The organism is Geobacillus sp. G4 (assembly GCF_040327975.1).
GTDB lineage: Bacteria > Bacillota > Bacilli > Bacillales > Anoxybacillaceae > Geobacillus > Geobacillus thermoleovorans.
The window spans coordinates 95,992-119,650 of the sequence record NZ_JBEPJY010000008.1 but is presented as its reverse complement, the minus strand read 5'-3'; the positions used below and the strand labels follow the sequence as shown (position 1 = coordinate 119,650).

Below are 23,659 nucleotides of genomic sequence, written 5' to 3'. Positions count from 1 at the left end.
GATTGCGGCGTTGTCGGCGACGGAAAGGCCGGAAATATCATATCGCCGAATCCGAATACGATTGCGGCGGCTGAGGTGTTTGGCGCTTCTCTTTTCCCGCTTATGACGGCTACGAGCAGCCATGGCTTGTTCGTGGCGTAAGTATGTTGGCGATTTGTTTGCGCTCAAAGGAAGCAGCGCTTCGGTTGGCGAACAACTTATAGTGGAGGCTATTGTCATCGTTTGTGCCAAGACAGCCGTTTCCGATGACTTTTCGTTTTCAAGGTTTGGATGGAGACAAAAGAGGAGGGAAAAAGAATGAAAATCGTTATTGCCCCTGATTCATTTAAAGAAAGCCTTTCTGCGCTCGAAGTCGCCGAGGCGGTCGAGCGTGGGTTTCGCACGGTGTTTCCGGAGGGGGAATACGTTAAGGTGCCGATGGCCGACGGCGGGGAAGGGACGGTGCGGTCGCTCGTTGATGCGACCGGCGGCCGCATCGTCGAAACGGAAGTGACCGGGCCGCTCGGCGAGCCGGTGCGGGCGTTTTTTGGTTTGCTTGGCGATGGGAAGACGGCGGTGATTGAGATGGCCGCCGCCTCAGGGCTGCACCTTGTCCCGCGCGACCGGCGCAACCCATTGGTGACGACGACGCGAGGGACAGGGGAGTTGATCCTTGCAGCGCTGGATGCCGGCGCCACCCACCTCATCATCGGCATTGGCGGCAGCGCGACGAACGACGGTGGGGCCGGCATGGTGCAGGCGCTCGGGGGAAGGCTTTTGGACGAAGACGGCTGCGACATCGGTCCGGGCGGCGGCGCGCTGGCCGATTTGCATGCGATTGACCTTTCCGGTCTCGACCCGCGTCTTGGGGGAGTCCGCATTGACGTGGCGTGCGACGTCGACAACCCGCTTACCGGTCCGAACGGAGCGTCGGCCATTTTCGGTCCGCAAAAGGGGGCGACACCGGACATGGTCGCCGTTCTCGACCGGAATTTGGCGCATTACGCAGATGTCATCCGACGCGATCTCGGCAAACAAGTCGGCGACATCCCGGGAGCGGGTGCGGCCGGCGGGTTGGGGGCGGGACTGCTCGCGTTTCTCCCGGCCGAGCTAAAGCGCGGCGTAGAGATTGTGATCGAGACGGTTCAGCTCGCGGAGCGCGTCAAAGACGCTGACTTGGTCATCACCGGCGAAGGGCGGATTGACGGACAGACGGTGTTCGGCAAAACGCCGATCGGCGTCGCCAAGACAGCGAAACAGTTCGGCGTCCCCGTCATCGGCATCGCCGGGTCGTTGGGCGACGACAGCGCCGTCGTGTTGGATCATGGCATCGACGCGCTGTTTACGATCGTGCCCGGCGTCGTGCCGCTTGAAAAAGCGTTGGAGCAGGCAGAACATTATGTGACACAAACGGCGCGGCATATTGCCTCTGTGTATCGTCTCGGTCAAATGAAAGGGACATCTTTCTCCTAAGCGGGGAAGATGATGGGATTTCTTCATGGGTGAAATCCTATTGTTGAACGGCATGTTCTGTTCAGCCGTCCCCTTCTCGGGTGGACAATAGAAAAAGGTGTCCCAAAGGCAAGAGGACACCTTTTTTGTATGTTGCAACCCATTGGTTGAGGAAGCCAGTCGTTTATTTGCCTGCCCGCGGCCATGAGGCGATCGCCTCAAGCATCCCACGGATCGTGAACCGGCCAAATTGGTGCGGCAAAATAAAGTGGCCGCCTTGGCGGATCGCGTATATCCGCTCATTATGAACGAGCTCACCTTCACCTTTTAGGATGCTGACGATGAGAAACGGTTTCGTCTGTTCTGACGCGAACGCGTCATGGACGTCCCATTTTTGGACGCCGAAGTAGTCTCCTTCCACGAAGGTCGTCACCGTCGCGCCGGGAAATTCGGCGACATGGGGGTGGACATCGATGTCGCGATGCGGGACGGTCGTGACGTCAATCGCTTTCTCGAGATGAAGCTCGCGCTTCCGCCCTTGGCTGTCGACGCGGTCGTAATCGTAGACGCGGTAGGTTGTATCTGAGCTTTGCTGCGTCTCAAGGACGAGCGTCCCTTCGCAAAGGGCGTGGATCGTGCCGCTTGGGACATAGAAGAAGTCGCCGGGGCGGATCGGCACTTTCCGAAGTAAACGATCCCATTCCCCCGCTTCCATCATCGCGCGCAGCTCTTCTTTCGTTTCTGCATAATGGCCGTAAATCAACTGAGCGCCCGGCTTGCAGTCGATGATGTACCAACACTCCGTTTTGCCGAGTTCTCCGCCTTCATGCGTTTTGGCGTATTCATCGTCCGGGTGGACTTGGACTGACAAGTCGGCGTTGGCGTCCAAAATTTTGGTCAACAGCGGGAAGCGGTCAGACGGGAAGTGGCCGAACAAATCGCGGCGTTCCTCCCATAATTGTCCGAGCGTCATCCCGGCAAACGGTCCGCGGGCGACGACCGTCTGCCCGTGCGGATGGGCGGACACCGCCCAGCATTCCCCTGTTTGCGAAGACGGAATGTCGTAGCCGAATCGTTCGGCGAGCTTCGTGCCGCCCCAAATCCGTTCTTGGAAGACAGGGGTGAGAAAAATCGGTTCAAGGTCCATGCGTCATCCCTCCCGAAAACATCATACAACATGCAGTCCACTCTAATTTTCATCTTATCATGAAATGCGCTATCGGCAAATGAAAACGATAAGGGGGTTAGGAACATACGCTCCCAACCCCCATTGGAACTCAAGGTCGACATGCCGATTGCGACGATGTTCTGCACGCGCCGCCGTCCTGCGTCAGCGCGTCACTTCGCGTCATCAAGTTCAATGCGCGCGAGCGGCTGTTTCGCCGGTCCTTCGATAACATCGCCATCGATCGAGAAGCGCGAGCCATGACATGGGCAGTCCCATGTCCGGTCGCCGCTGTTCCACTCCAGCTCGCAACCCATATGGGTGCACGTCGTGTCGACGACATGGAGCACCCCGGCTTCGTCCTTATAGGCGCCAGCCCGCTTTCCGTTGACCGAGACAACCGCCCCTTCGCCATGCGTCAAATCTTGCGGCCGGCGGACAACCGGTTCGATCTTTCCCTCCAGCAAATGTTTGGCGACGTCAAGGTTTGTCGTGAAAAACTGCTTCATGCTTGGATCAGCGTAAAAGCGCGACGGGGAGTACAAGTCGCGGTATCGGTTGTCGCGGTCGAGGATGAGGTCAGACAAAAGCATCCCGGCGACCGTCCCGTTCGTCATCCCCCACTTCCGGTACCCTGTCGCGACATAAATGTTTGGCGTCCCTGCCGTCATCGGGCCGATGTACGGCACTTTGTCCAGCGTCGTCAAATCTTGGGCGGACCAACGGTAACGGATGTCGTTCACCGTAAACAGCTGCGAAGCGAACGAGGACAGCGCCTCGTAATGACGCATCGTCGGCACGCCTTGGCCGGTTTTATGGTTTTCGCCGCCAATTAGGATAAGCGTCTCGCTGCCTGCCGCTGCGGAGCGGATCGAGCGTTTCGGTTCATCGGCGCTTAAATACATGCCGCCCGGGTACGGTTCAGTGATCGTCACTCCCAATACGTACGACCGTTCAGCGTACATGCGCGAAAAGTAAAACCCGCCGTCGTAAAACGGAAAGTGAGAACAGACGGCGACATGGTCGCACTCAACCCGTTTTTTGTCTCGCGTAATGACTGTCATCCTTTTTCCTTGTTCAATATCCGCCGCTGGTGTGTGTTCGTAAATGGCGCTGCCAGCCTGTGTGATCGAATCGACGAGTTTGGCCAAATATTTGAGCGGATGAAATTGCGCCTGCCTCTTCATCACGACCGCTGCCGCCACCGGCAGCGGGAGCGGGATCGACTCAACGAAGGCGCCGTCAATGCCGAGCCGTTCGTACGCTTCCCATTCTTTCACTAGTTTTTGGAAAGAAGAGGAAGACATCGTATAAATATAGGCATCTTGCTCGCAAAAGTCGCAGTCTATTTGTTGTTCTTCGATCGTGCGGCGGATAAACTGGAGTGCGTCCATGCAGGCGTCATAATAGAGTCGCGCCTTTTCTGCACCGAAATGGTTGAGAAATTCATCATAGACGAGATCGTGCTGGGCGGTGATTTTCGCTGTCGTATGGCCGGTCGTGCCGTTCAGGAGCCGGTCGGCTTCCAGAAGGGCGACGCGCGCCCCTTGCGCCGACAACAAATACGCTGTTGTAATCCCGGAAATGCCGCCGCCGATGACTGCGACGTCGGCGGAAATGTCCGCATCGAGCTTCGGAAACGACGGAAGCGAAACGGAGTCGCGCCAGTAAGGCTCTACGGTGGAAGGAAGGGACGACATGATTACCTCCTCCTTGCATGTCAATGTTGTCTTCTGTAGTTTTCCTTTTATCGGGCGAACTATTCCACATATCCACAACCGTTTTCTTTTTTTGGCAACTATCCGCAAGGAGAAGGAAAGATGGTACAATAGAAAAAGAGAATCAAACTGTTTTGCAAAAATAACGTCAAAGGAAGATCGGGAGTGAATAAATATACAAATTCGTTTCATGAACGCCCCCATGCGCTGGCAGACAGCCTGATTTTAGAGCATTACAGCTTAAGTGAGCTCAATTTCGAGACCGTCAGCCATTACCGCGAGCGGTTTGCTCGGGTGAAACCGGGCCATCCGTGGAACGGGCTCGAGACAAAAGAATTTTTATACAAAATCGGCGCGTGGGGCAAGCTGCGCGACAGCAGCAAAGAAGGGCTGACGCTCGCGGGATTGTTGATGTTCAGTGAGGAGCGGATCATCACCGAGGTGCTGCCGCAATACTTTTTGGAATATCGAGAGCACACTGACGGTGAAGCGGCAGGATGGACGAAGCGGTTCACATCACAAGACGGCACATGGTCGGGCAACATTTACGATTTTTATTTTCGCGTGTTGGCTGAGCTGGAGCGTCACGTTTGGTCGGATGAAGGGCGCGCTCTGCTTGGCGAGGCGCTCGTCAATGCGCTCGTTCATGCCGATTATGGGGAGGAAGGCGGCATCACCGTCGAAAAAGAGGATCGTTCATTTCGCTTTGCCAACCCGGGACGGTTTCGCATCCCGATTGAAGCGGCAATGGCGGGGCATACGAGCAATTTGCGCAACCCGAATATTTTTAAAATGTTTTTGCTGATCGACGTATGCAAACGCGCGGGATCGGGCCTCAAGCGAATGTGCGATATGCAGGAACAGGCGCTTGCTTGCCCGATCGATATCTCGCAGCAAACGAATCCAGACCGTACAATCGTTGTGTTGTGTCCGCTGCAATTTCCAGCTGAAATTAGCGCAACAATGGAAACAGAACCGGCTGGACAGCTGGAACAGTCGGAACCCGAATGGCTGGATCCGGACAGCGGACAGGAAACCGAGAGCTTCATAACTAACGAACTAAACTTCGTAAGTATAGACACCAACTCCGTTAACAACGAAGAAAACTCCTTAAATATAACCAAAAACTCCGTAAACACCGGGTCGAACTCCATAAAAAATGAGTCTGACTCCGTAAATAGAACGTCGAGCTCTATAAATAAAGAGTTGAAGTTCGTAAATAGCTTGCTTAGCTCCGTAAACAACGACATCAGTATGCATGACAGCAACGAAAAAGGGGAAACGATCGACGAACGGCTATGGAAGATGGCAGAATTGGCACGGCGAAAAAAACGGTTGGCTCCAGCGGTCATGGAACAATTGATCGTTCGGTTATGCCGCGAGCGGCCGCTGCGTCTGAAAGAGCTGGCAGAGCTGCTCGAACGGACGCCGGATGGATTGCGCAACAATTATTTAGGAAAGCTGTTGGAGGAAGGGAAAATCCGCTTAAAATACCCGGATCAGCCGAATCATCCGCGCCAAGCCTACATAGCGGTTGATGAATGAAAGGATTGGAGGGTGAAAGCGAGTCATGATCCAAACGGAAATAGACCGATCGGAAGGATGGGGTCTGCGATTGCACATTTCCTGCTTTTTGTTTTAGAAAGAGGGTGTCCCGCAAGGATGGGGACACCCTCTCTTTTGATCGGACTTGTCATCCAGCTTGCTTTTCTTCGGCTTGGCCATGCTGGCGACGATGCATTCCTTTGGCGAAGTATACTGCCGTCAAAAGCAGCAGCCAGGCTGGGCCGATGATCAAAGCGATGCGCGTATCCGGGAAATACGCCATTAGGGCGGCAACGCCGATCAAAAAGGCAAGCGACACGTATGAGCTGTACGGATAAAGCGGAAGTTTGAACGTGAGACGTTGTGCTTGTTCCGCGCTCAACTGTTTGCGGAATTTCAGCTGGGACAGCAAAATTACCGCCCACGTCCAAATGGCGCCGAATGTGGCGATGCTTGTCACCCATTGGAACACTTTTTCCGATACGTAGTTCAAATATACGCCGACAAGCATGACAAGCGCAGTGGCGATCAAGGCCGCGCCCGGAATGCCGCGCTTTGTCAGCCGACCGAATGCGCTCGGCGCTTCTTGCTGTTCAGCAAGGTTAAACAGCATCCGGCTGGTGCTGAAAATGCCGCTGTTGCACGACGACAAGGCGGCGGTCAAGACGACAAAGTTGATGATGCCAGCCGCGGCGTGAATCCCGATTTTTTCAAACGTCAGCACGAACGGGCTTCCCTTTTCGCCAATTTCGTTCCAAGGATAAATGGACATGATGACAAACAGTGCGCCGACGTAGAAGATCAAAATGCGCCAAAAGACGCTGTTAATCGCTTTTGTCAACGATTTTTGCGGGTTTTTCACTTCCCCAGCCGTTACGCCAATCATTTCGATGCCTAAATACGCAAACATGACCATTTGCAGCGACATCAAAACGCCGCTGATCCCGTGCGGGAAGAAGCCGCCGTGCTTCCAAAGATTGCTGATGCCGGTGGCGACGCCGCCGTTGCCGATGCCAAAGAGGATCATGCCAAGGCCGATGATGATCATGGCGACGATCGTCACGATTTTGATTAACGCAAACCAAAATTCAAACTCCCCGTACGCTTTCACCGCGAGAAAGTTGATGAACGTCATGAGCACCAGGGCGGCAAGCGCCCACGCCCAGCGAGGCGTGTCCGGGAACCAAAACTGCATGTAAATGCCGACAGCCGTAATTTCAGCGATGCATGTGACCACCCATAAAAACCAATAATTCCAGCCTGTCAAGTAGCCAGCGAGCGGACCTAAATATTGATAAGCATAGCGGCTGAACGAACCAGCGACCGGGTGTTCGACGGCCATTTCCCCCAGCGCGCGCATGATGAAAAACATAATGGCGCCGCTGACTGCATAGCCGAGCAAAATCGCCGGCCCAGCCATTTCAATCGCGGACGCCGAACCGAGGAATAAGCCGACGCCGATCGCCGCACCCAGCGACATGAGCGAGATATGCCGTTCTTCTAAGCCTCGATGCAATTGCGGCTGTTTTTGCTCCATTGTTTCTCCTCCTTTTGATAATAAATAATATTTTTTGAAAAAGTATTTTTGAAGCGCTTACATTATAATACTAACCGATGGATAAAGATGTTGTAAATGAGCAATGTTTTCAAGTTATTATATATTTAATAATCTGAATAGTATTTAAAAATACATGAATTGCCTTGGCATCCTGTCATTTTGTACAATGGGAAACACAGAATACGCTAGGCTTGGAAAGGGGGATGCGTTGTGGAAGAACGGGAAGCGACATCATTTTTGGAACAGCTGCGGCAAGAAGGGCTGATCACCGAATCGACGCGTCCGGTTTGGGAAATGATTTTGCCAAGGCGGCTTCGGCGGATGTATGAGGTTTTGAATGAGCGCACCCGCTATATTACCGTCTTGATCGAAGCGGTCGATGACCCGCATAACCAAGCGGCGGTGCTGCGGACGGCTGAAGCGTTTGGCGTTCAAGACGTTCATATCGTGACGGGAAAGGCGCCGTTTTCGCCGAACCGGCTTGTGACGCGCTATGCCGATCAGTGGCTGACGCTCCACCATAAGCCAGATATCAAAACGGCCATTGCCGATTTGAAAAGTCAAGGGTATCAAGTGTATGCAAGCTATCTTGGTGAGGAGACGATTCCGGTTTCCGACATCGATCTGTCCCAACCGACAGCGCTGTTGTTTGGCAACGAGCATAGCGGCGTGTCGGAAGAGGCGCTCCGCTTGGCGGACGGAACGTTTGTCATTCCGATGTACGGCTTTGTGCAAAGCTTTAACATTTCCGTCGCCGCTGCGTTAGCGCTCTATGATGTCACCGAGCGGGCGCGCCGCCAGGCAGGGGAGCGCTACTATTTATCGTCCGGGGAGAAAAAGGTGTTGTATGAACAGTGGATGTGGCAAACGTTAAATCCACGAATCCGCAAACAATTGGAACAACAAGGATATACAATACAAAACAACGGAGGACAGCCGGGTTCCTTTCAATAAAGAATCCGGCTGTTTTTGTTATGGCGTATTTTTCCGCAACTCCCCTTTCCCATCAATATTTCCTTAAACGAGGAAAACAAGTGGCGATTTGTTGAACAATGATTGAACAGTTTGTGACAAATGTTTTGCCGATTTATGAACTTTTTCGCTCGTTCGTTTCAAACATTTTCAATTTTGATATGGTAGAGACAGAAGAAAATGCATGGAAGGCCCCGAAATGGTTGGGGCGGAAGAGGGAGGACCGATAGCGATGAAACGGGCGAGATGGCGCGCGGTGCTGGTTTTGCCGTTTTTGTTTTTGCTTGGGGGCTGCGTGGAGCGCACGGCCGTGCTCAATCCGCAAGGGCCGGTGGCGCGCATGCAGTATGATTTGATCATGTGGTCTGTCGGCTTTATGTTGTTCATTATTGTTGTTGTATTTACGTTATTTGCCGTTTTTCTCATTCGTTATCGCGAGAAGCCGGAAAATGCCGGCTATGAGCCGCCGGATGAGGAAGGGAACACGTTGCTTGAAGTCGTCTGGACGGCCATTCCAATTTTGATTGTCGCTGCGCTCGCTGTTCCAACAGTGAAGGCGACGTTTGCGTTGGAAAAGCCGCCGACCGAGAACGTGAAACCGATCACGATCCATGTGACGGCGGCGAACTGGAAATGGATTTTCAGCTATCCGGAAGAAAACATTGAAACGGTCAACTACGTCCATATTCCAGCCGGTGTGCCGGTCAAGTTTAAGCTGACTTCGGTCGGGCCGATGAACTCGTTTTGGGTGCCGGAATTAGGTGGGCAAAAATATGCGATGGACGGCATGGAGACAGAGCTGATTTTGCAAGCCGATAAGCCCGGTTCCTACATGGGGCGGAGCGCCAACTTTTCCGGGGAAAAGTTCGCCCATATGGAGTTTGAGGTCGTCGCACAAACGGGAACGGACTTCCGCAAATGGGTGAATGAAGTGAAACAAACCGCCCCGAAGCTCGATGAGAAAAAATATACACAAATTTTAAAACCGGGGCTTGTTGGGCGAATGACGTTTTCGAACACCCACTTACAATGGATTGACCATGCGAAACAAAACAGCCATCATGCAGATGGAAAGCCAATGAAAAACGACGATCAAAGCGATGAAGCGATGACAAACGGTCACCATCATGGGGAGTAGGAAAGGGGGAACGAAGGATGAAGTGGAGCGAGTTTTTTGTCACGGGTGAGCCGCTCATTTATGCCGCCGATGTCGCCATCGTCTTGACGATGGTCGGCATTGTGTTTGTGTTGACATATTTTAAAAAATGGAAATGGCTGTGGAACGAATGGCTCACGACGGTGGATCATAAAAAGATTGGCGTCATGTACATTATTTGCGCAGTTTTGATGCTCTTCCGCGGCGGCGTCGATGCGCTTTTGATGAGGGCGCAGCTGACGGCTCCGAATATGAAATTTCTTGATGCCCAGCACTACAATGAAATTTTTACGACGCACGGGACGATTATGATCTTGTTTATGGCGATGCCGTTCATCATCGGTTTGATGAACATTGTCGTTCCGCTGCAAATCGGGGCGCGCGACGTCGCGTTTCCATATTTGAATGCGTTAAGCTTTTGGCTCTTTTTCTTCGGTGCGTTGCTGTTTAACATTTCATTCGTCATCGGCGGATCGCCGGATGCCGGTTGGACGGCGTACTTCCCGCTTGCCGGCAACGAATTCAGCCATGGCGTCGGCAACAACTATTACGCTGTCGCTTTACAAATTTCCGGGATCGGAACATTGATGACCGGGATCAACTTCCTTGTCACGATTTTAAAAATGCGCGCGCCGGGCATGACATTGATGCGCATGCCGATGTTTACGTGGACGATTCTCATCACATGCGTGCTCATTATTTTCGCCTTCCCGGTATTGACCGTCGCCTTGGCATTAATGACGTTCGACCGCGTATTTGGCACGCAATTTTTCACGATGGCCAACGGCGGCATGTCGATGTTGTGGGCGAACTTGTTCTGGATTTGGGGTCACCCGGAAGTGTATATCGTCATTTTGCCTTCGTTCGGCATTTTCTCGGAGGTCGTCAGCACGTTTGCCCAAAAACGCTTGTTTGGTTATAAGGCCATGGTCGGTTCGATCGTCGGCATTGCGTTCCTGAGCTTTATCGTTTGGGTGCACCACTTCTTTACGATGGGCGCAGGGCCGGCAGTGAACTCTGCCTTCTCGATCACGACGATGGCGATCGCGATCCCGACCGGGGTGAAAATTTTCAACTGGCTGTTTACGATCCGAAAAGGGAAAATTCGTTTTACAACCGCGATGCTTTGGTCGCTGGCGTTTATTCCGAACTTTGTCATCGGCGGCGTGACAGGCGTGATGCTGGCAATGGCCGCGGCCGATTATCAATACCATAACAGCTATTTTCTCATCGCCCACTTCCATTACGTGTTGATCGCGGGTACGGTGTTCGCCTGCTTTGCCGGCTTGCATTACTGGTATCCGAAAATGTTTGGCCATATTTTAAACGAGCGGCTCGGCAAATGGACGTTTTGGCTGTTTATGATCGGGTTTAACGTCTGCTTCTTCCCGATGTATTTCCTCGGGTTGATGGGGATGACGCGCCGCATGTACACGTACTCGGCTGGTCTCGGCTGGACGCCGCTCAACGTCGTCGCGACGGTTGGGGCGGTTTTGATGGGCATCGGGTTCATTGTGCTTTGCTATAACATTTATTACAGCGCGCGCTACGGCGAGCGCGACATGACCGGCGACCCGTGGAACGGGCGGACGCTCGAGTGGGCGACCGCGTCGCCGCCGGTGCATTACAACTTCCCGGTGACGCCGGTTGTCGAAGATGTGGATGCATATTGGGTGATGAAGAAAAAATATGGCGGCTTCCAAGTGAAAGAAGAAGACTTGAAGCCGATCCATATGCCAAGCAACTCAGGACGCCCGTTTTGGATGTCGGTGGCGTTTTTCGTCGCCGGGTTCGGCCTTGTGTTCAAGTGGTTTGCGTTGGCTATCGTTGGTGCGTTGTTCATTGTGCTTGGATTGATTCTCCGCTCATTTGAAGACGATGATGGCTACCATATTCCGGTTGACGAAATCAAACGGATGGAACGAGCGGCGCGGAAGGGGGCGTGACGAATGGGAGAAGCTGCACATCGCTATGAGGAAACGGTGCCGCTGGAGTATCGGACGCAAGAAAGTCGGTTGAACATATTGGGTTTCTGGATTTTCCTCGGGGCGGAAGTCGCGCTGTTTGCGACGCTGTTTGCGACGTATCTCGTCTTGTTCCAACGGACCGGCTCGGGGCCGACGGCAGGGGAGCTGTTTGAGGTAAAAGACGTTCTGATTGAAACGCTGTTGCTTTTAACGAGCAGTTTTACGTGCGGGTTGGCCATTTTTGAAATGCGCCGCGGCCGCATGAGCGGGCTGATTGCCTGGCTGCTCGTGACGCTTCTGCTTGGGGTGGGGTTTATTACGGTTGAAATTCGCGAGTTCATCCATTACGTCCATGAAGGAGCGACGATGCAGACGAGCGCATTTTTATCAAGCTTTTTCGTGCTCGTCGGCACGCACGGCGCCCACGTCAGTGTAGGAATTGGCTGGATGATTTTGATCATCATCCAGCTCCTCCAGCGCGGCTTTACGCCGAAAACGGCGCGCAAAGTGTTTATCGTCAGTTTGTATTGGCACTTTTTAGACGTCGTTTGGATTTTCATCTTCACGCTCGTCTATTTGTTAGGGATGGTGATCTAACCATGGGCACGAACGGCCATCACGAATCATTTCCGTGGAAACATATCATTGGGTTTTTGTTGTCGCTCGTCTTGACGTTTGCCGCCCTTTGGGTGGCGCTCTCATCCGGACTGCCGCTCAAAGCGGTCATTGTCATCATTGTTGTGTTTGCGGTGATTCAAGCAAGTTTGCAGCTGTTTATGTTCATGCATGTCAACGAAAGCGACAGCGGCCGCATTCAAACATTCAACATGGCGTACAGCTTCTTTATCGCCATTGTCGTTGTCGCCGGTTCGATTTGGGTGATGCAGTTTGTGTTGTAAAGCGGGCTGGCCGGGGATTCGGCCGGCTTTTTTCCGTCTCTGAAGGCCAGCGGCATTTCCGCCATCAAAAAGGCTTCTGAAAGCCCGCGGTTTCAATCGTGGGATGAAAGACGGCGTTGCTCAGTAATCCTTAATGGGATTGCTTAGAGCAACCATTTTTATCTTTAGATGTTGCAGTATAACCATTAAACTGATACAATTAATAATATGGAACAAGAATATCGAAGAACGAAAACAACTGTATCTTTAATTAACTATCATTTTGTTTTCTGTCCGCGTTATCGAAGAAAAGTGTTAGTAGGCAGAGTGGAAGAGCGATTCAAGCAGTTAGTAGAAGAAATTTGCCAAGAGAATGATTGGGTCATCCTTGCTATGGAAGTGATGCCTGATCATTGCCATTTGTTCTTGAATTGTCTCCCTTCTGATTCTCCATCAAATATTATGGCAAGAGTGAAAGGAGTGACTTCCAGACGATTAAGACAAGAATTTCAACACTTGTCTCATTTGCCTAGTCTTTGGACACGCTCTTTCTTCGTTAGTACAGCAGGGAATGTATCAAGTGAAACAATAAAACGCTATGTGGAATCTCAAAAGAAAAGGGGGTGAAGCCATGCCCACGATCACACTCAGGCTGGAACTGCACAACCCAACGAAAGTCAAACAAGACATGTATGAACGGATGACAGAAGTGAATACCGCGTTTGCGAATTGGCTGTTGAATCATCCCGAGCTGAATCAAGCGACGAGCAAAATTTTTAAGGAGTTTTCGCTGCAGCGGTTTCCTTCCGCCGTCGTGAATCAAACGATTCGAGAAGTGAAGTCTCAAAAGAAAAACCAGAAAACAAAGAAGTTCCGAACATTATGGTGTTGCTTTAACAACCAAAACGTAAAGGTGGAAAAGAAAGGAGAGTTCTACACGGTTTCATTCCCCACACTGGAGAAACGAATTGGCGTACCGGTCGTCGCGCGTTCCTATCAGGAAACGTGGCTGAATCGGCTTATCAATGGAACCGCCAAACAAGGGGCCGCCAAGCTCTACAAAAAGAGAAAGAAATGGTATTTGGCGATCGCCATCACCTTTGAAGTGGAGCCGCGACACGAAACAAAGGTGATGGGCGTTGATTTGGGACTTCGCTATATCGCCGTTGCCAGCGTAGGCACGAAATCGTTGTTTTTCAAAGGGAACCAATGCGCCTTTATTCGCCGGCGGTATGCCGCCCTTCGGCGCACATTGCAAAGAAATAAGAAACTCCATGCAGTGCGAAAAATCGGAAACAAAGAGTCCCGCTGGATGAAGGAGATGAACCATAAAATCAGTCGTGAAATTGCCAATTTTGCCTTCGCCAACGGTGTTGGCGTGATTCGCATGGAAGAGTTGACGGGGATTCGGAAACGAGCCGCTTCGGTAAAAGAAGCAGGACGAAGCCTTCATTCTTGGGCCTTTCACCAACTGCAAACGATGATTGCCTACAAAGCCGAAAAGGCAGGCATTCGGGTGGAGTGGGTGAATCCGACCTATACGAGCCAAACGTGCAAGTGTGGTCATCGAGAGAAAGCGAACCGAAACGGCACCCGCTTCCGATGTCAAAAATGCGGATACACCCTCCACGCCGACTTGAATGGCGCGATCAACATCGCCAAAGCGATTTCGGGCCTTGCCCCCTAACCTAGCGCATTGGTCAAAGGTGCGTCGCCCATCGGGGTACATCTTAACCCGATGGGACGGGGTGATGGCACACCCCTGAACTTGGGCGTTGTCCGAACCAGAAATGGATGAGGACGCCAACGACCCAAGAATCCCACGGTTTTAGCCGTGTGGAGTGTCAAAATACTTTTGACAAAAACGCTTTCGTCCGCTCGTGCTGCGGGCGGTCGAATAAATCTTCCGGCTTGCCTTCTTCGATAATGTAGCCGCCGTCCATAAACAGGACGCGGTCGCCAACTTCGCGGGCAAAGCCCATTTCATGGGTGACGACAACCATCGTCATCCCTTCATTGGCCAGCTGCTTCATGACCGAGAGCACTTCCCCGACCATTTCCGGGTCGAGCGCTGATGTCGGCTCGTCAAACAGCATGATTTTTGGTTCCATGGCGAGCGCCCGGGCGATGGCAACGCGTTGCGCCTGTCCGCCGGAGAGGGAGTCCGGGTAGGCATGCGCTTTGTCTTTCAGCCCGACTTTGGCGAGCAGCTCCATCGCCTTCGCTTCCGCTTTTTCACGCGGCCATTTGCGCACTTTCATCGGTGCCAGCATGATATTGTTCAGCACCGTCATATGCGGAAACAAGTTAAAGCGCTGGAACACCATGCCCACTTCTTCACGCACTTTGTTTAAGTTCGTGTCTTTCGCTTTTAAGTTGATGCCGTCAATGATAATTTCTCCTTCATCGAAATCTTCAAGCAAGTTTAAGCAGCGCAAAAACGTCGATTTCCCCGAGCCGGACGGCCCGATGACAACGACCACTTCCCCTTCGCGAATATGGACATTGATCCCTTTCAGCACTTCAAGCGATCCAAACGATTTTTTCAACTGGCGTACGTCGATCATTGGGTCGAATACTTCCTTTCAAGATAGTGTAAGAGTTTGCTGAGGGAGAGGGTCAGCAACAAATAAATAAACGCGACCGTCAAATACGGTTCCCAGACGCGGTAATATTGCCCCTGTGCCGCTCTTCCCCAATACATCAGCTCCGGGGCAGCGATGACCAGTCCAAGCGAAGAATCCTTGATCAGGACAATAAATTCATTTGCAAACGGCGGAATCATCCGTTTCAACGCCTGCGGCAAAATAATGTAGCGCATGGCCTGCGCGTGCGTCATGCCAAGCGAACGGGCTGCTTCCATTTGCCCTTTGTCGATGGACTGGATGCCGGCGCGGAAAATTTCCGCCACATAGGCTGCCGAATTGAGCGAAAGCGATACGATCAGTGAAACGGTTGCGCTTGGCTGGGCGAAAAAGATTGGCATGACACCGAAGTGAACGAGTAAAATTTGCACGACAAGCGGCGTGCCGCGGAAAAAGTTAATGTACCATGCAAACGGCAACCGGATGAGGCGGTTGGTTGACATTTTGCCAAGGCCGATGATCAAGCCGAGAATTAAACCCGCAATAATGGCGGCGATCGAAACACCAATGGTCAGCAACAACCCACGCAGGAAAAACGGGGCATATTCTATAATGATATCGAAACGGAAATCCATCGGTTCTCACCTTTCTTATGAAAAAGGCGTAACTTATGGCCAGTTACGCCTTTTTCAATCTCGTGTATTTTCATTGTTATTGGGCTTGTTTCAAGCTTTCGATATTCGGTTCAGTACCAAACCATTTTTTGTAAATTTCCGCGTATTTGCCGCTGTCGATCACTTTTTTCAATGCCTCATCGATTTTTGGTTTCAAATCGCTTCCTTTCGGGAACATGAGACCGTAAAACTCAGATTGGAAGTTTTTCGGGTCAGCAATCGCTTTGATCTTTTTGTCTGGGTTGTTTTTCACGTATTCATTGGCTACCGCGTTGTCTGTGACAACTGCATCAACACCGCCGTTGAGCAAATCCATAATGGCGACGACCGTGTTTTCAAACTTTTTGATATTTTTATTCTCTTTGCCAAGCAATTTCTCTACAGCTTCTTGCCCTGTGGTGCCGTTTTGTACACCCACTGTTTTTCCTTTTAGGTCAAGCGCGTTTTGAATCGGGCTTCCTTCTTTAACCATGATCATATGAGTGGATTCAAAATAAGGAATGGAAAAGTCGTATGTTTGCTTGCGTTCATCATTAATCGTAATGCCTGAGATGCCCATGTCGATTTCTTTGCTTTGCAATGCGGCAAACAGCGGATCCCAGCCGATGTTTCGCAATTCGTAGTCAAGACCGGCTTCTTTCATAATAGCATCGAGAAGATCGACGTCGAAGCCGACAATTTTTCCTTTATCCATATATTCGAACGGAGCAAACGCCGCATCTGTCCCGACGACGATTTTTTTCTTTGCTTCCCCGCCGCCCGATGACGAGCTTGTTTCCGTTGACTTGCCGCCGCAGGCAGCGAGCGCCATCAGCAACGCGGCAACAACAGCCACGAATAAACCTTTCTTCATTTTAAGCATGTTATAAAATCCCCCTTTGAAATCATTGTCGATGAACGATTATCATACTATCAATATTTTTTTGGTTATGCAATAGGTTTTATAAAAATAATTGTTTGAACATTTTGGTATCCACTCCTTAATAAGAAAATATGTATTTTATCAATGGTTTTACCGTGATCAATACAAGTGGATTGAATTTTTATGAAATAATGTTTATGAAAGGGAGTTGCGGTTATGGATGATTCTGAATTTACTAAATATTATATCAGAAAGAAAGAGTTTTGTACATCTTTATTTTAAATTCATTTATTTTATCGAATTTGGAAAAAAATAAATACTATTGTATAAATATTATTTGTTCCATTATGATAAGAGTGTGGGTGACAAGACAACAAAGGAAGGGGAGCACGACATGGTTTTATTTTCAGTCATTGTCTACTTAGTTGGCATGCTGTGGATCGGCTATTGGGCGTATAAACGGACGTCGAATTTGTCCGATTATATGCTTGGCGGCCGGACGCTCGGGCCGGCGGTGACCGCGCTTAGCGCCGGGGCTTCCGACATGAGCGGTTGGTTGCTCATGGGGCTGCCGGGGGCGATGTATATCGATGGAGTGAGCGCCGCATGGATCGTCATCGGCTTGACGCTTGGCGCTTATGCAAACTGGCTGTTCGTTGCGCCGCGCTTGCGCGTCTATACAGAAGTGGCGAACGATTCGATTACGATTCCAGAGTTTTTAGAAAACCGATTCGGGGATGCCACGAAATTGTTGCGCATGGTGTCTGGCATTGTCATTATGGTCTTTTTTACGTTTTATGTATCGTCCGGCCTTGTTTCAGGGGGCGTTCTGTTTGAAAACTCGTTTGGTGTCAGCTACCATACGGGCTTGTGGATCGTTGGCGGCGTTGTCGTCGCTTACACGCTGTTTGGCGGCTTTTTGGCCGTCAGCTGGACGGACTTTGTGCAAGGGACGATTATGTTCATTGCGTTGATTCTGGTGCCGGTGGTGACGCTGTTCCATACAGGCGGGCCAGTAGATACGATTGAGACGATCCGCGACATCGATCCCAACTTGTTGAACTTATGGAAAGGAACGAGTGTTCTTGGCATCATTTCGTTATTCGCCTGGGGGCTCGGCTATTTTGGCCAGCCGCACATTATCGTCCGCTTTATGGCGATCAAGTCGGTCAAAGAAATGAAAAGCGCCCGGCGCATCGGCATGGGTTGGATGATTTTCTCGGTTGTCGGAGCGATGTTGACGGGTCTTTTTGGAATCGCTTACTTTTCGCAACGCGGCATGAAGCTCGACGACCCGGAAACCGTGTTTATTCAGCTCGGTCAAATTTTGTTCCATCCGATTATTACCGGGTTTTTGCTGGCGGCGATTTTAGCCGCGATTATGAGCACCATTTCATCCCAGCTGCTCGTAACCTCGAGCTCGCTGACCGAAGACTTGTATAAAGTCGTGTTCCGCCGCGCGGCTTCGGATAAGGAGCTTGTCTTCGTCGGGCGTTTGTCGGTGCTCCTTGTCGCCATTGTCGCGACAGCGCTGGCGTATACGAAAAACGACACGATTTTAAACTTGGTCGGCTATGCGTGGGCTGGATTTGGCGCATCGTTTGGCCCAGTTATTCTGTTGAGCTTATGCTGGCGGCGGATGACGAAATGGGGGGCGCTCGCCGGCATGGTCGCTGGGGCATTGACGGTCATTCTTTGGACGCAATCCGCCTACTTAAAAGGGCTGTTGTATGAAATGATCCCCGGTTTTGCCGCCAGCTTGGCAGCGATTGTGATCGTCAGCTTGCTGACGAAGGAGCCAGAAGGGAAAGTAGCTGAACAATTTGATCGATTCAAGCAGTTGCTGTCCTAAAAATAGGCAAAAGGGTGTCCCCTTGCGCAGGGGCACCCTTTTTGTCGTTTAGGACTATTTCACTTGATTCCAATCCGGGTACAAGTCGATGCGCCGGTCGCGCCATGTCGCGACCGATCCTTTTTCCCGCACTTTGCGAAGAAGCGATAAGTCGAGGTCAGCCGTAATGACCATGTCGTCGTTGATCTCGCCGGCCGCAAGCACGCCGCCGGGTGGGAACGGGATGTCGTTGGGCGTGATGACGGCCGCTTGGCCGAAATTGGCGCGCATAAAGTCGACCGTCGGAAGCGACCCGATCGTGCCGGTCGTGACGACATACACTTCGTTTTCGATGGCCCGCGCGTGGCAGCAATACCGTACACGGTAAAACCCGTGCCGGTCATCGGTGCACGACGGACAGAAGATGACATCTGCCCCTTTGGCGCGCGCCATACGAACGATTTCCGGAAACTCGATGTCATAGCACGTCAAAATGGCGATCGTCGCTTTGTCCGTTTCAAACACATGCACGCCGTCGCCTGGAGCGATATTCCACTCGTTCACTTCCGTCGGGGTGATGTGCAATTTCGCCTGCTGATGGATGTGCCCATCCGGCGTGAATAAATGAGCGACATTGTACAGCTTGCCGTTTTGGCGGATGACATGCGTGCCGCCGATCAAATACATGCCGGTGTCTTTGGCGAGCGACACAAACAGCTCAGTGTATTTTTCGGTATAATTCGGCAAGTCATCAATCGTTGCTTGCCGTCCGTCATCAAGTGGAATGGAAAGCAATTGGGTCGTGAAAAATTCTGGGAACAAGACGAACTCGGCGTCAAACTCTTGCGCCGTTTTGACGTAATGCGTCACTTGCGCGGCAAACTCGTCAAACGAACGGATGGTGTGAAGATGATATTGGACAGCCGAGACGCGCAATGGCGGCACCTTCCTTTCTATTTCCATATGGCATCTATTTTAGCACCATGCAAACCGTTTGGAGGCATTTGATTTTTCAATATGCGCAGGCCCCGCTCCCTTCCTATTTCAAGGAGGGGAGTTGCGGAAAAAGACAAGGACGAGGTCTTGTCTATTATTGTTCGCCGTAGCGGCGGTACGCACCGTGATGTGTGGGCCCGACGTATTCGTTGAGCGGGAACGAGTGGCGGATGGCGGTGGTGATGAACGCTTTTGCCGTCGCAATGGCGTCTTTCACCGGCCGGCCTTTCGCCAGTTCGGCGGCGATGGCCGCCGAGAACGTGCAGCCTGCTCCGTGCGTATACGTCGTGTCAATCCGCTCCGATTCGAGGAGTTCAAACGTTTTGCCGTCGTAAAGGACGTCAACCGCATAGTCATGCGGAATTTTCCGCCCGCCTTTGACGATGACATATTGGGCCCCGAGTTCATGAATGCGCCCGGCCGCTTCCTTCATGTCCTCGATCGTTTCAATGCGCGGCAAGCCGGAAAGCTGCGCTGCTTCGAACAAGTTTGGCGTCACGACCATCGCTTTTGGCACGAGCGTTTCCCGGTAGCACACCGTATTTTCCGGGTGGAGCGGCTCATCCGTCCCTTTGCACACCATAACCGGATCGACGACCGCATTTTTCAAACCATGCTTTTCAATCGTCCGCGCCGCTAATTCAATGATATCAGTTGTCGGAAGCATGCCTGTTTTTAAGGCATCAATCCCGACGCCGACGATGATCGTCTCAAGCTGGGCTTCGATCGTTGCTAGGTCAACGGGGAACACTTGGTGCGCCCACCGGTTGTGCGGGTCCATGGCGACGATGGTCGTGATCGCCGTCATGCCGTAAACGCCAAGCTCTTGGAACGTTTTTAAGTCCGCCTGCAGCCCGGCGCCGCCGCTGCTGTCCGACCCGGCGATCGTTAATGCTTTTGGCATTGTCATCGCACCCACTCTCCTTTTGTTAATATCATGAATTCACCTTAAGATTGAAACAGTTGCTCTACATCGACGGAAAAGCCGTCAAGTGCACGTGAACATGCGGTGCCGGTTTCTTTCCAGACGCCGGCTTGTTCATATTGTCCATTGTCATTGAGCGAGTAGATTTGCACAACACGATGCATGGGGTTCACGATCCAGTATTCATAGACTCCGTATTGCATATACAAATTCAATTTGAACACGAGATCGTACGCCTGGTTGGAAGGGCTTAAAATCTCGATGATCAGCGTTGGGACGCCGACAAATTTTGTATCCGTTAATCCACTTGGATCACAGATCACGGTTAAATCAGGGACGACAATTTTCTTGCCTTCGATTCGTTCGTTCTTTAGTTCGATATCAAACGGGGCATGAAACACTTCATACGGCTTTCCTTCTAAAAAATGGAACAGTTGGACGTGCAGCCGTCCCGATATGCGTTGGTGCTGGGTCGAAGGGGAGGGAGACATCAACACAGCGCCATCAATGTATTCTAAAACGCGGTCGGTTGTTTCCCGCATGCGATAAAATTCTTCAAGCGATACCGCCTGTTTTCCCGGAACGTTCACGAAATCACCTTCTTTCCAGCTTTCTATTTTCATTATACACTGGCCGCTTTGCCGAACGAAAATGATTTGGCATAACGCAACGGGTGACATACTCCAGCCGCCTACGCTCACTTGCAGAAATGGCGGCCTTGTCGGGTTAGGACGATAAAAAAAGCCGCCCGCTATGAGCGGGCGATCTATGATAAGAATGGGAAGTGATGAACAGGCGGCCGACAGCGCGCGTTGCCGCCTGCGTCCATCACGGTTAGTTGGCAGCCAGCGTTTTGCCGAGCGCTTCGCGGACAGGGACGTAGCGGTAACCGAGGTCGCGGGCGACCGCTTCGTACGTAATTTCGCCGTTGGCGACGTTGACGCCAAGCTCAAGCGCCGGGTTGTCTGTAATGGCTTGGATGACGCCTTTATTGGCAATTTGCAAGGCGTATGGCATGGTGACGTTCGTCAAGGCGATCGTCGAGGTGCGCGGAACGGCTCCAGGCATGTTGGCGACCGCATAATGGACGACGCCGTGTTTGACGTACGTCGGGTTGTCATGTGTTGTGACGTGGTCGCTCGTCTCGACAATGCCCCCTTGGTCGATGGCGACATCGACGATGACCGAACCCGGTTTCATCGCTTTCACCATATCCTCGGTGACGAGCTTCGGCGCCCGCGCCCCTGGGATGAGGACAGCGCCGATGACAAGGTCGGCCTCTGCGACCGCCTCGGCAATGTTCATCGGGTTGGACATGAGCGTCGTAATTTGGTTGCCGAAAATGTCGTCAAGCTCGCGCAGGCGATCCGCGTTCAAGTCGATAATCGTGACATCTGCCCCGAGGCCGACGGCGACTTTCGCTGCGTTCGTGCCGACGACTCCGCCGCCGATGATCGTCACTTTGCCGCGGGCGACGCCTGGGACGCCGCCAAGCAAAATGCCTTTGCCGCCGTACGGTTTTTCTAAAAATTGCGCTCCAATTTGCGCCGCCATCCGTCCGGCGACTTCGCTCATCGGTGTCAACAGCGGCAGCGTGCGGCCGACTTGCACCGTCTCATAGGCAATGGCGATGACGCCGCTTTCTTTTAAGGCGCGTGTCAACTCCGGGTCGGCGGCCAAATGCAAATAGGTGAACAAAATGAGACCTGGGCGGAAATAGCCGTATTCGCTTGGCAGCGGCTCTTTCACTTTCATCACCATATCGGCTTGCGCCCAAACATCTTCCGCCCGCTCGATGATTTGTGCTCCGGCACGGGCGTAATCGCTGTCGCTGAAACCGCTTCCAACCCCTGCCTCTTTCTCAATCAGAACCGTATGTCCTGCCTGAACGAATGACAAAACGCCAGCCGGCGTAATAGCGACACGGTTTTCGTTATTTTTGATTTCCTTTGGCACTCCAATAATCATGGATATCGTTCCTCCTCGTCAGAAGTGGCCTTACTTATAGTATAAAAGAGACGGAACGGGCCGGGCATTGTTCAAAAAAGAGAAAGAAGCGCCCGGTTTTTGTGGATTTCCACAAATTCAACCGCGCGCTTCGTATTTCGCTAATTTAATATCAATGTATAATTTGATTTTTTGATTCATGTCATTGAGATCAAGCTCAGCAATGTCGGCAATCCGCTTGAGCCGATAAGCAAGCGTGTTCGGGTGAACGTTGAGGACGTCGGCGGTTTCTTGCGCGTTTTCGTTATGGTCAAAAAACGTTTCAAACGTTTTGACCAAGTCGCTGTGGTGTTTCTGGTCGTACGATTGCAGCTTCGTTAACGCTGGGTTGGTCCATTCCCCTTGCCGCTTTTGTTCAAGCAAAAAATCAAAAAATTGGTAAATGCCAAGCTGGGCATAGCCGTAAACCGACTTGATTTCATCGCCGAGCTTTTCTTTCAGCGCCAGGACGGCGAGCGCTTCGCGGTAGCTTTTTTCAATGAGGCGATAGGCGCCGTACACGCCGCCAAACCCGCACTGCACATCGTGGATGTGAAATCGTTCTTTCATTTTGGCGGCGAACGACTCGATGAATGCATTCAGCTCTTTGAGCGGCTGGTCGGTTTTGGGCGCCGCCAGCAAAATCACATCGCGGCCGTCGGTCGTATAAAGAAGGAGCGGGAGTTGCTGGGTTGTTTGCAATAAGTAGGAAATTTGCCGCTCCATTTCGGCGGTCAAATCGGCGGCAAAGCGGAAAACGACAATGGCAAACTGCGGTGCGGTCGGGATTTGCATCGCGGCGAGATGAGCGCGGATGTCATCTTCACGCGCAATGTGGCCGGTGAGCAGCTTCCAAAACAGCTCTTGCACCCGCTCTTCTTTTTTGTTTTTGCGCATATACAGCTGCAGCACTTTGTTTTTCGCCGCTTTTGCCGCCAGCTTCAGCCATTCCATCTCCTCGGGCGAAAGCGTCCGGTTTGTTTCGAGCACCCAGATGAAGCCGATCACCTCATCGTTTTTCCAGATCGAGACAGCGACGCGGCTGCCGAGGCCCACGTCTGGAATCGGCGGCACGCGCACCGGTTCGCGGCTTTTGAGCAGCGCCGGGATGGCGCCTTGTTTCCATAAGCTGTTGATCACTTTTTCCGGAACGCGCCGGCTGATGATCGTCGCCGTCCGCGCCGGGTCGGTGTAATCATCATGGGCGCTGTAGGCGATGAGCCGATGGCTCGCGTCTTCGATCGTCACCGGGCATTTCAGCACGTCGCTGACGCGGTCGGCAAACTCTTCAAGGCTGTCAAATTCGCCGCGGAACGGGTCGGTATCATAAGACATATTGACTCCCTCGCATCGTCCATATGATTTGTAGTTTCATTTTATCATAAATGTGAATCCACCACCGTTATTGTA

Annotated in this window: 21 protein-coding genes; 10 read left to right on the top strand and 11 right to left on the bottom strand. The window is 52.0% G+C overall.

Annotated elements, in window-relative coordinates:
- Nucleotides 1-297: 297 nt before the first annotated feature.
- Nucleotides 298-1,452 carry a glycerate kinase gene (locus ABS784_RS11560; RefSeq protein ID WP_318538528.1) on the top strand — a complete coding sequence of 385 codons (1,155 nt, stop codon included), beginning with the start codon at nt 298-300 and terminating at the stop codon, nt 1,450-1,452.
- Between the two features lie 163 nt (nt 1,453-1,615).
- Here ABS784_RS11560 and manA read toward each other — a convergent pair whose 3' ends face one another.
- Nucleotides 1,616-2,578, bottom strand: coding sequence for a mannose-6-phosphate isomerase, class I (gene manA / locus ABS784_RS11555; RefSeq protein ID WP_042381195.1), 963 nt, complete (start codon nt 2,576-2,578; stop codon nt 1,616-1,618).
- Nucleotides 2,579-2,769: 191 nt separating this feature from the next.
- Complete coding sequence (locus ABS784_RS11550; RefSeq protein WP_021321298.1) at nt 2,770-4,296, bottom strand: FAD-dependent oxidoreductase; 1,527 nt, start codon at nt 4,294-4,296, stop codon at nt 2,770-2,772.
- A 183-nt stretch (nt 4,297-4,479) separates the two neighbouring features.
- On the opposite strand from ABS784_RS11550, the gene ABS784_RS11545 reads away from it, so the two are divergent.
- Entirely contained in the window at nt 4,480-5,859 is a 1,380-nt protein-coding gene (locus tag ABS784_RS11545) for an ATP-binding protein (protein ID WP_352512559.1), read from the top strand.
- A gap of 148 nt (nt 5,860-6,007) precedes the next feature.
- Here ABS784_RS11545 and ABS784_RS11540 read toward each other — a convergent pair whose 3' ends face one another.
- Nucleotides 6,008-7,396: an amino acid permease gene (locus ABS784_RS11540; RefSeq protein ID WP_011232925.1), complete on the bottom strand. Its 1,389-nt coding sequence runs from the start codon at nt 7,394-7,396 to the stop codon at nt 6,008-6,010.
- Nucleotides 7,397-7,627: 231 nt separating this feature from the next.
- Between ABS784_RS11540 and ABS784_RS11535 the strand changes: the two genes are divergently transcribed.
- The 7 genes from ABS784_RS11535 (at nt 7,628) to ABS784_RS11505 (ending at nt 14,077) form a co-directional block, all read left to right on the top strand.
- Nucleotides 7,628-8,371, top strand: a complete 744-nt coding sequence (locus ABS784_RS11535) for a TrmH family RNA methyltransferase (protein WP_352512557.1) — start codon at nt 7,628-7,630, stop codon at nt 8,369-8,371.
- 244 nt (nt 8,372-8,615) lie between these two features.
- On the top strand, nt 8,616-9,527 hold the full coding sequence (gene qoxA / locus ABS784_RS11530) for a cytochrome aa3 quinol oxidase subunit II (RefSeq protein WP_407067058.1): 912 nt from the start codon (nt 8,616-8,618) through the stop codon (nt 9,525-9,527).
- Nucleotides 9,528-9,544: 17 nt separating this feature from the next.
- A complete protein-coding gene (qoxB, locus tag ABS784_RS11525; RefSeq protein ID WP_352512553.1) occupies nt 9,545-11,491 on the top strand; it encodes a cytochrome aa3 quinol oxidase subunit I in 1,947 nt (648 codons plus the stop codon).
- A 3-nt stretch (nt 11,492-11,494) separates the two neighbouring features.
- A complete protein-coding gene (gene qoxC, locus ABS784_RS11520; protein ID WP_160270581.1) occupies nt 11,495-12,109 on the top strand; it encodes a cytochrome aa3 quinol oxidase subunit III in 615 nt (204 codons plus the stop codon).
- Nucleotides 12,110-12,111: 2 nt separating this feature from the next.
- A complete protein-coding gene (qoxD, locus tag ABS784_RS11515; RefSeq protein WP_013146682.1) occupies nt 12,112-12,411 on the top strand; it encodes a cytochrome aa3 quinol oxidase subunit IV in 300 nt (99 codons plus the stop codon).
- A gap of 207 nt (nt 12,412-12,618) precedes the next feature.
- Nucleotides 12,619-13,017 carry an IS200/IS605 family transposase gene (gene tnpA, locus ABS784_RS11510; protein ID WP_013146681.1) on the top strand — a complete coding sequence of 133 codons (399 nt, stop codon included), beginning with the start codon at nt 12,619-12,621 and terminating at the stop codon, nt 13,015-13,017.
- Between the two features lie 4 nt (nt 13,018-13,021).
- Nucleotides 13,022-14,077: an RNA-guided endonuclease TnpB family protein gene (locus ABS784_RS11505; protein WP_025038937.1), complete on the top strand. Its 1,056-nt coding sequence runs from the start codon at nt 13,022-13,024 to the stop codon at nt 14,075-14,077.
- Between the two features lie 157 nt (nt 14,078-14,234).
- Here the strand turns inward: ABS784_RS11505 and ABS784_RS11500 are convergent, their stop codons facing one another.
- The 3 genes from ABS784_RS11500 to ABS784_RS11490 form a co-directional block, all read right to left on the bottom strand.
- The gene (locus ABS784_RS11500; protein ID WP_131873055.1) at nt 14,235-14,957 is read right to left on the bottom strand and encodes an amino acid ABC transporter ATP-binding protein; all 723 of its coding nucleotides are present in this window, start codon (nt 14,955-14,957) and stop codon (nt 14,235-14,237) included.
- Nucleotides 14,954-15,610, bottom strand: a complete 657-nt coding sequence (locus ABS784_RS11495; protein WP_023633306.1) for an amino acid ABC transporter permease — start codon at nt 15,608-15,610, stop codon at nt 14,954-14,956. The genes ABS784_RS11500 and ABS784_RS11495 overlap by 4 nt, the downstream gene beginning before the upstream one ends.
- Before the next feature lie 76 nt (nt 15,611-15,686).
- Complete coding sequence (locus tag ABS784_RS11490; RefSeq protein ID WP_023633305.1) at nt 15,687-16,511, bottom strand: basic amino acid ABC transporter substrate-binding protein; 825 nt, start codon at nt 16,509-16,511, stop codon at nt 15,687-15,689.
- Nucleotides 16,512-16,905: 394 nt separating this feature from the next.
- Between ABS784_RS11490 and putP the strand changes: the two genes are divergently transcribed.
- A complete protein-coding gene (gene putP / locus ABS784_RS11485; protein WP_352512549.1) occupies nt 16,906-18,363 on the top strand; it encodes a sodium/proline symporter PutP in 1,458 nt (485 codons plus the stop codon).
- 54 nt (nt 18,364-18,417) lie between these two features.
- On the opposite strand, the gene ABS784_RS11480 is transcribed toward putP, so the two are convergent.
- The 5 genes from ABS784_RS11480 to ABS784_RS11460 all read right to left on the bottom strand — a co-directional run bounded on the left by ABS784_RS11480 (nt 18,418) and on the right by ABS784_RS11460 (nt 23,584).
- Nucleotides 18,418-19,278: a carbon-nitrogen hydrolase family protein gene (locus ABS784_RS11480; protein WP_238980444.1), complete on the bottom strand. Its 861-nt coding sequence runs from the start codon at nt 19,276-19,278 to the stop codon at nt 18,418-18,420.
- A 154-nt stretch (nt 19,279-19,432) separates the two neighbouring features.
- On the bottom strand, nt 19,433-20,248 hold the full coding sequence (gene pdxK, locus ABS784_RS11475; RefSeq protein ID WP_023633303.1) for a pyridoxine/pyridoxal/pyridoxamine kinase: 816 nt from the start codon (nt 20,246-20,248) through the stop codon (nt 19,433-19,435).
- A gap of 38 nt (nt 20,249-20,286) precedes the next feature.
- Nucleotides 20,287-20,886 carry a Uma2 family endonuclease gene (locus tag ABS784_RS11470; RefSeq protein ID WP_023633302.1) on the bottom strand — a complete coding sequence of 200 codons (600 nt, stop codon included), beginning with the start codon at nt 20,884-20,886 and terminating at the stop codon, nt 20,287-20,289.
- Nucleotides 20,887-21,097: 211 nt separating this feature from the next.
- Nucleotides 21,098-22,231: an alanine dehydrogenase gene (ald, locus tag ABS784_RS11465; protein ID WP_062899064.1), complete on the bottom strand. Its 1,134-nt coding sequence runs from the start codon at nt 22,229-22,231 to the stop codon at nt 21,098-21,100.
- Between the two features lie 117 nt (nt 22,232-22,348).
- Nucleotides 22,349-23,584, bottom strand: coding sequence for a PucR family transcriptional regulator (locus ABS784_RS11460; RefSeq protein ID WP_014197007.1), 1,236 nt, complete (start codon nt 23,582-23,584; stop codon nt 22,349-22,351).
- Between the last annotated feature and the right edge of the window lie 75 nt (nt 23,585-23,659).

What these genes read in the sequence shown, in the direction of transcription:
- ABS784_RS11560 (WP_318538528.1), top strand. Translation starts at nt 298, where the DNA reads ATGAAAATCGTTATTGCCCCTGATTCATTTAAAGAAAGCCTTTCTGCG.
- manA (WP_042381195.1), bottom strand. Translation starts at nt 2,578, where the DNA reads ATGGACCTTGAACCGATTTTTCTCACCCCTGTCTTCCAAGAACGGATT.
- ABS784_RS11550 (WP_021321298.1), bottom strand. Translation starts at nt 4,296, where the DNA reads ATGTCGTCCCTTCCTTCCACCGTAGAGCCTTACTGGCGCGACTCCGTT.
- ABS784_RS11540 (WP_011232925.1), bottom strand. Translation starts at nt 7,396, where the DNA reads ATGGAGCAAAAACAGCCGCAATTGCATCGAGGCTTAGAAGAACGGCAT.
- qoxB (WP_352512553.1), top strand. Translation starts at nt 9,545, where the DNA reads ATGAAGTGGAGCGAGTTTTTTGTCACGGGTGAGCCGCTCATTTATGCC.
- qoxC (WP_160270581.1), top strand. Translation starts at nt 11,495, where the DNA reads ATGGGAGAAGCTGCACATCGCTATGAGGAAACGGTGCCGCTGGAGTAT.
- qoxD (WP_013146682.1), top strand. Translation starts at nt 12,112, where the DNA reads ATGGGCACGAACGGCCATCACGAATCATTTCCGTGGAAACATATCATT.
- tnpA (WP_013146681.1), top strand. Translation starts at nt 12,619, where the DNA reads ATGGAACAAGAATATCGAAGAACGAAAACAACTGTATCTTTAATTAAC.
- ABS784_RS11505 (WP_025038937.1), top strand. Translation starts at nt 13,022, where the DNA reads ATGCCCACGATCACACTCAGGCTGGAACTGCACAACCCAACGAAAGTC.
- ABS784_RS11500 (WP_131873055.1), bottom strand. Translation starts at nt 14,957, where the DNA reads ATGATCGACGTACGCCAGTTGAAAAAATCGTTTGGATCGCTTGAAGTG.
- ABS784_RS11495 (WP_023633306.1), bottom strand. Translation starts at nt 15,610, where the DNA reads ATGGATTTCCGTTTCGATATCATTATAGAATATGCCCCGTTTTTCCTG.
- ABS784_RS11490 (WP_023633305.1), bottom strand. Translation starts at nt 16,511, where the DNA reads ATGCTTAAAATGAAGAAAGGTTTATTCGTGGCTGTTGTTGCCGCGTTG.
- putP (WP_352512549.1), top strand. Translation starts at nt 16,906, where the DNA reads ATGGTTTTATTTTCAGTCATTGTCTACTTAGTTGGCATGCTGTGGATC.
- pdxK (WP_023633303.1), bottom strand. Translation starts at nt 20,248, where the DNA reads ATGACAATGCCAAAAGCATTAACGATCGCCGGGTCGGACAGCAGCGGC.
- ABS784_RS11470 (WP_023633302.1), bottom strand. Translation starts at nt 20,886, where the DNA reads ATGAAAATAGAAAGCTGGAAAGAAGGTGATTTCGTGAACGTTCCGGGA.
- ald (WP_062899064.1), bottom strand. Translation starts at nt 22,231, where the DNA reads ATGATTATTGGAGTGCCAAAGGAAATCAAAAATAACGAAAACCGTGTC.
- ABS784_RS11460 (WP_014197007.1), bottom strand. Translation starts at nt 23,584, where the DNA reads ATGTCTTATGATACCGACCCGTTCCGCGGCGAATTTGACAGCCTTGAA.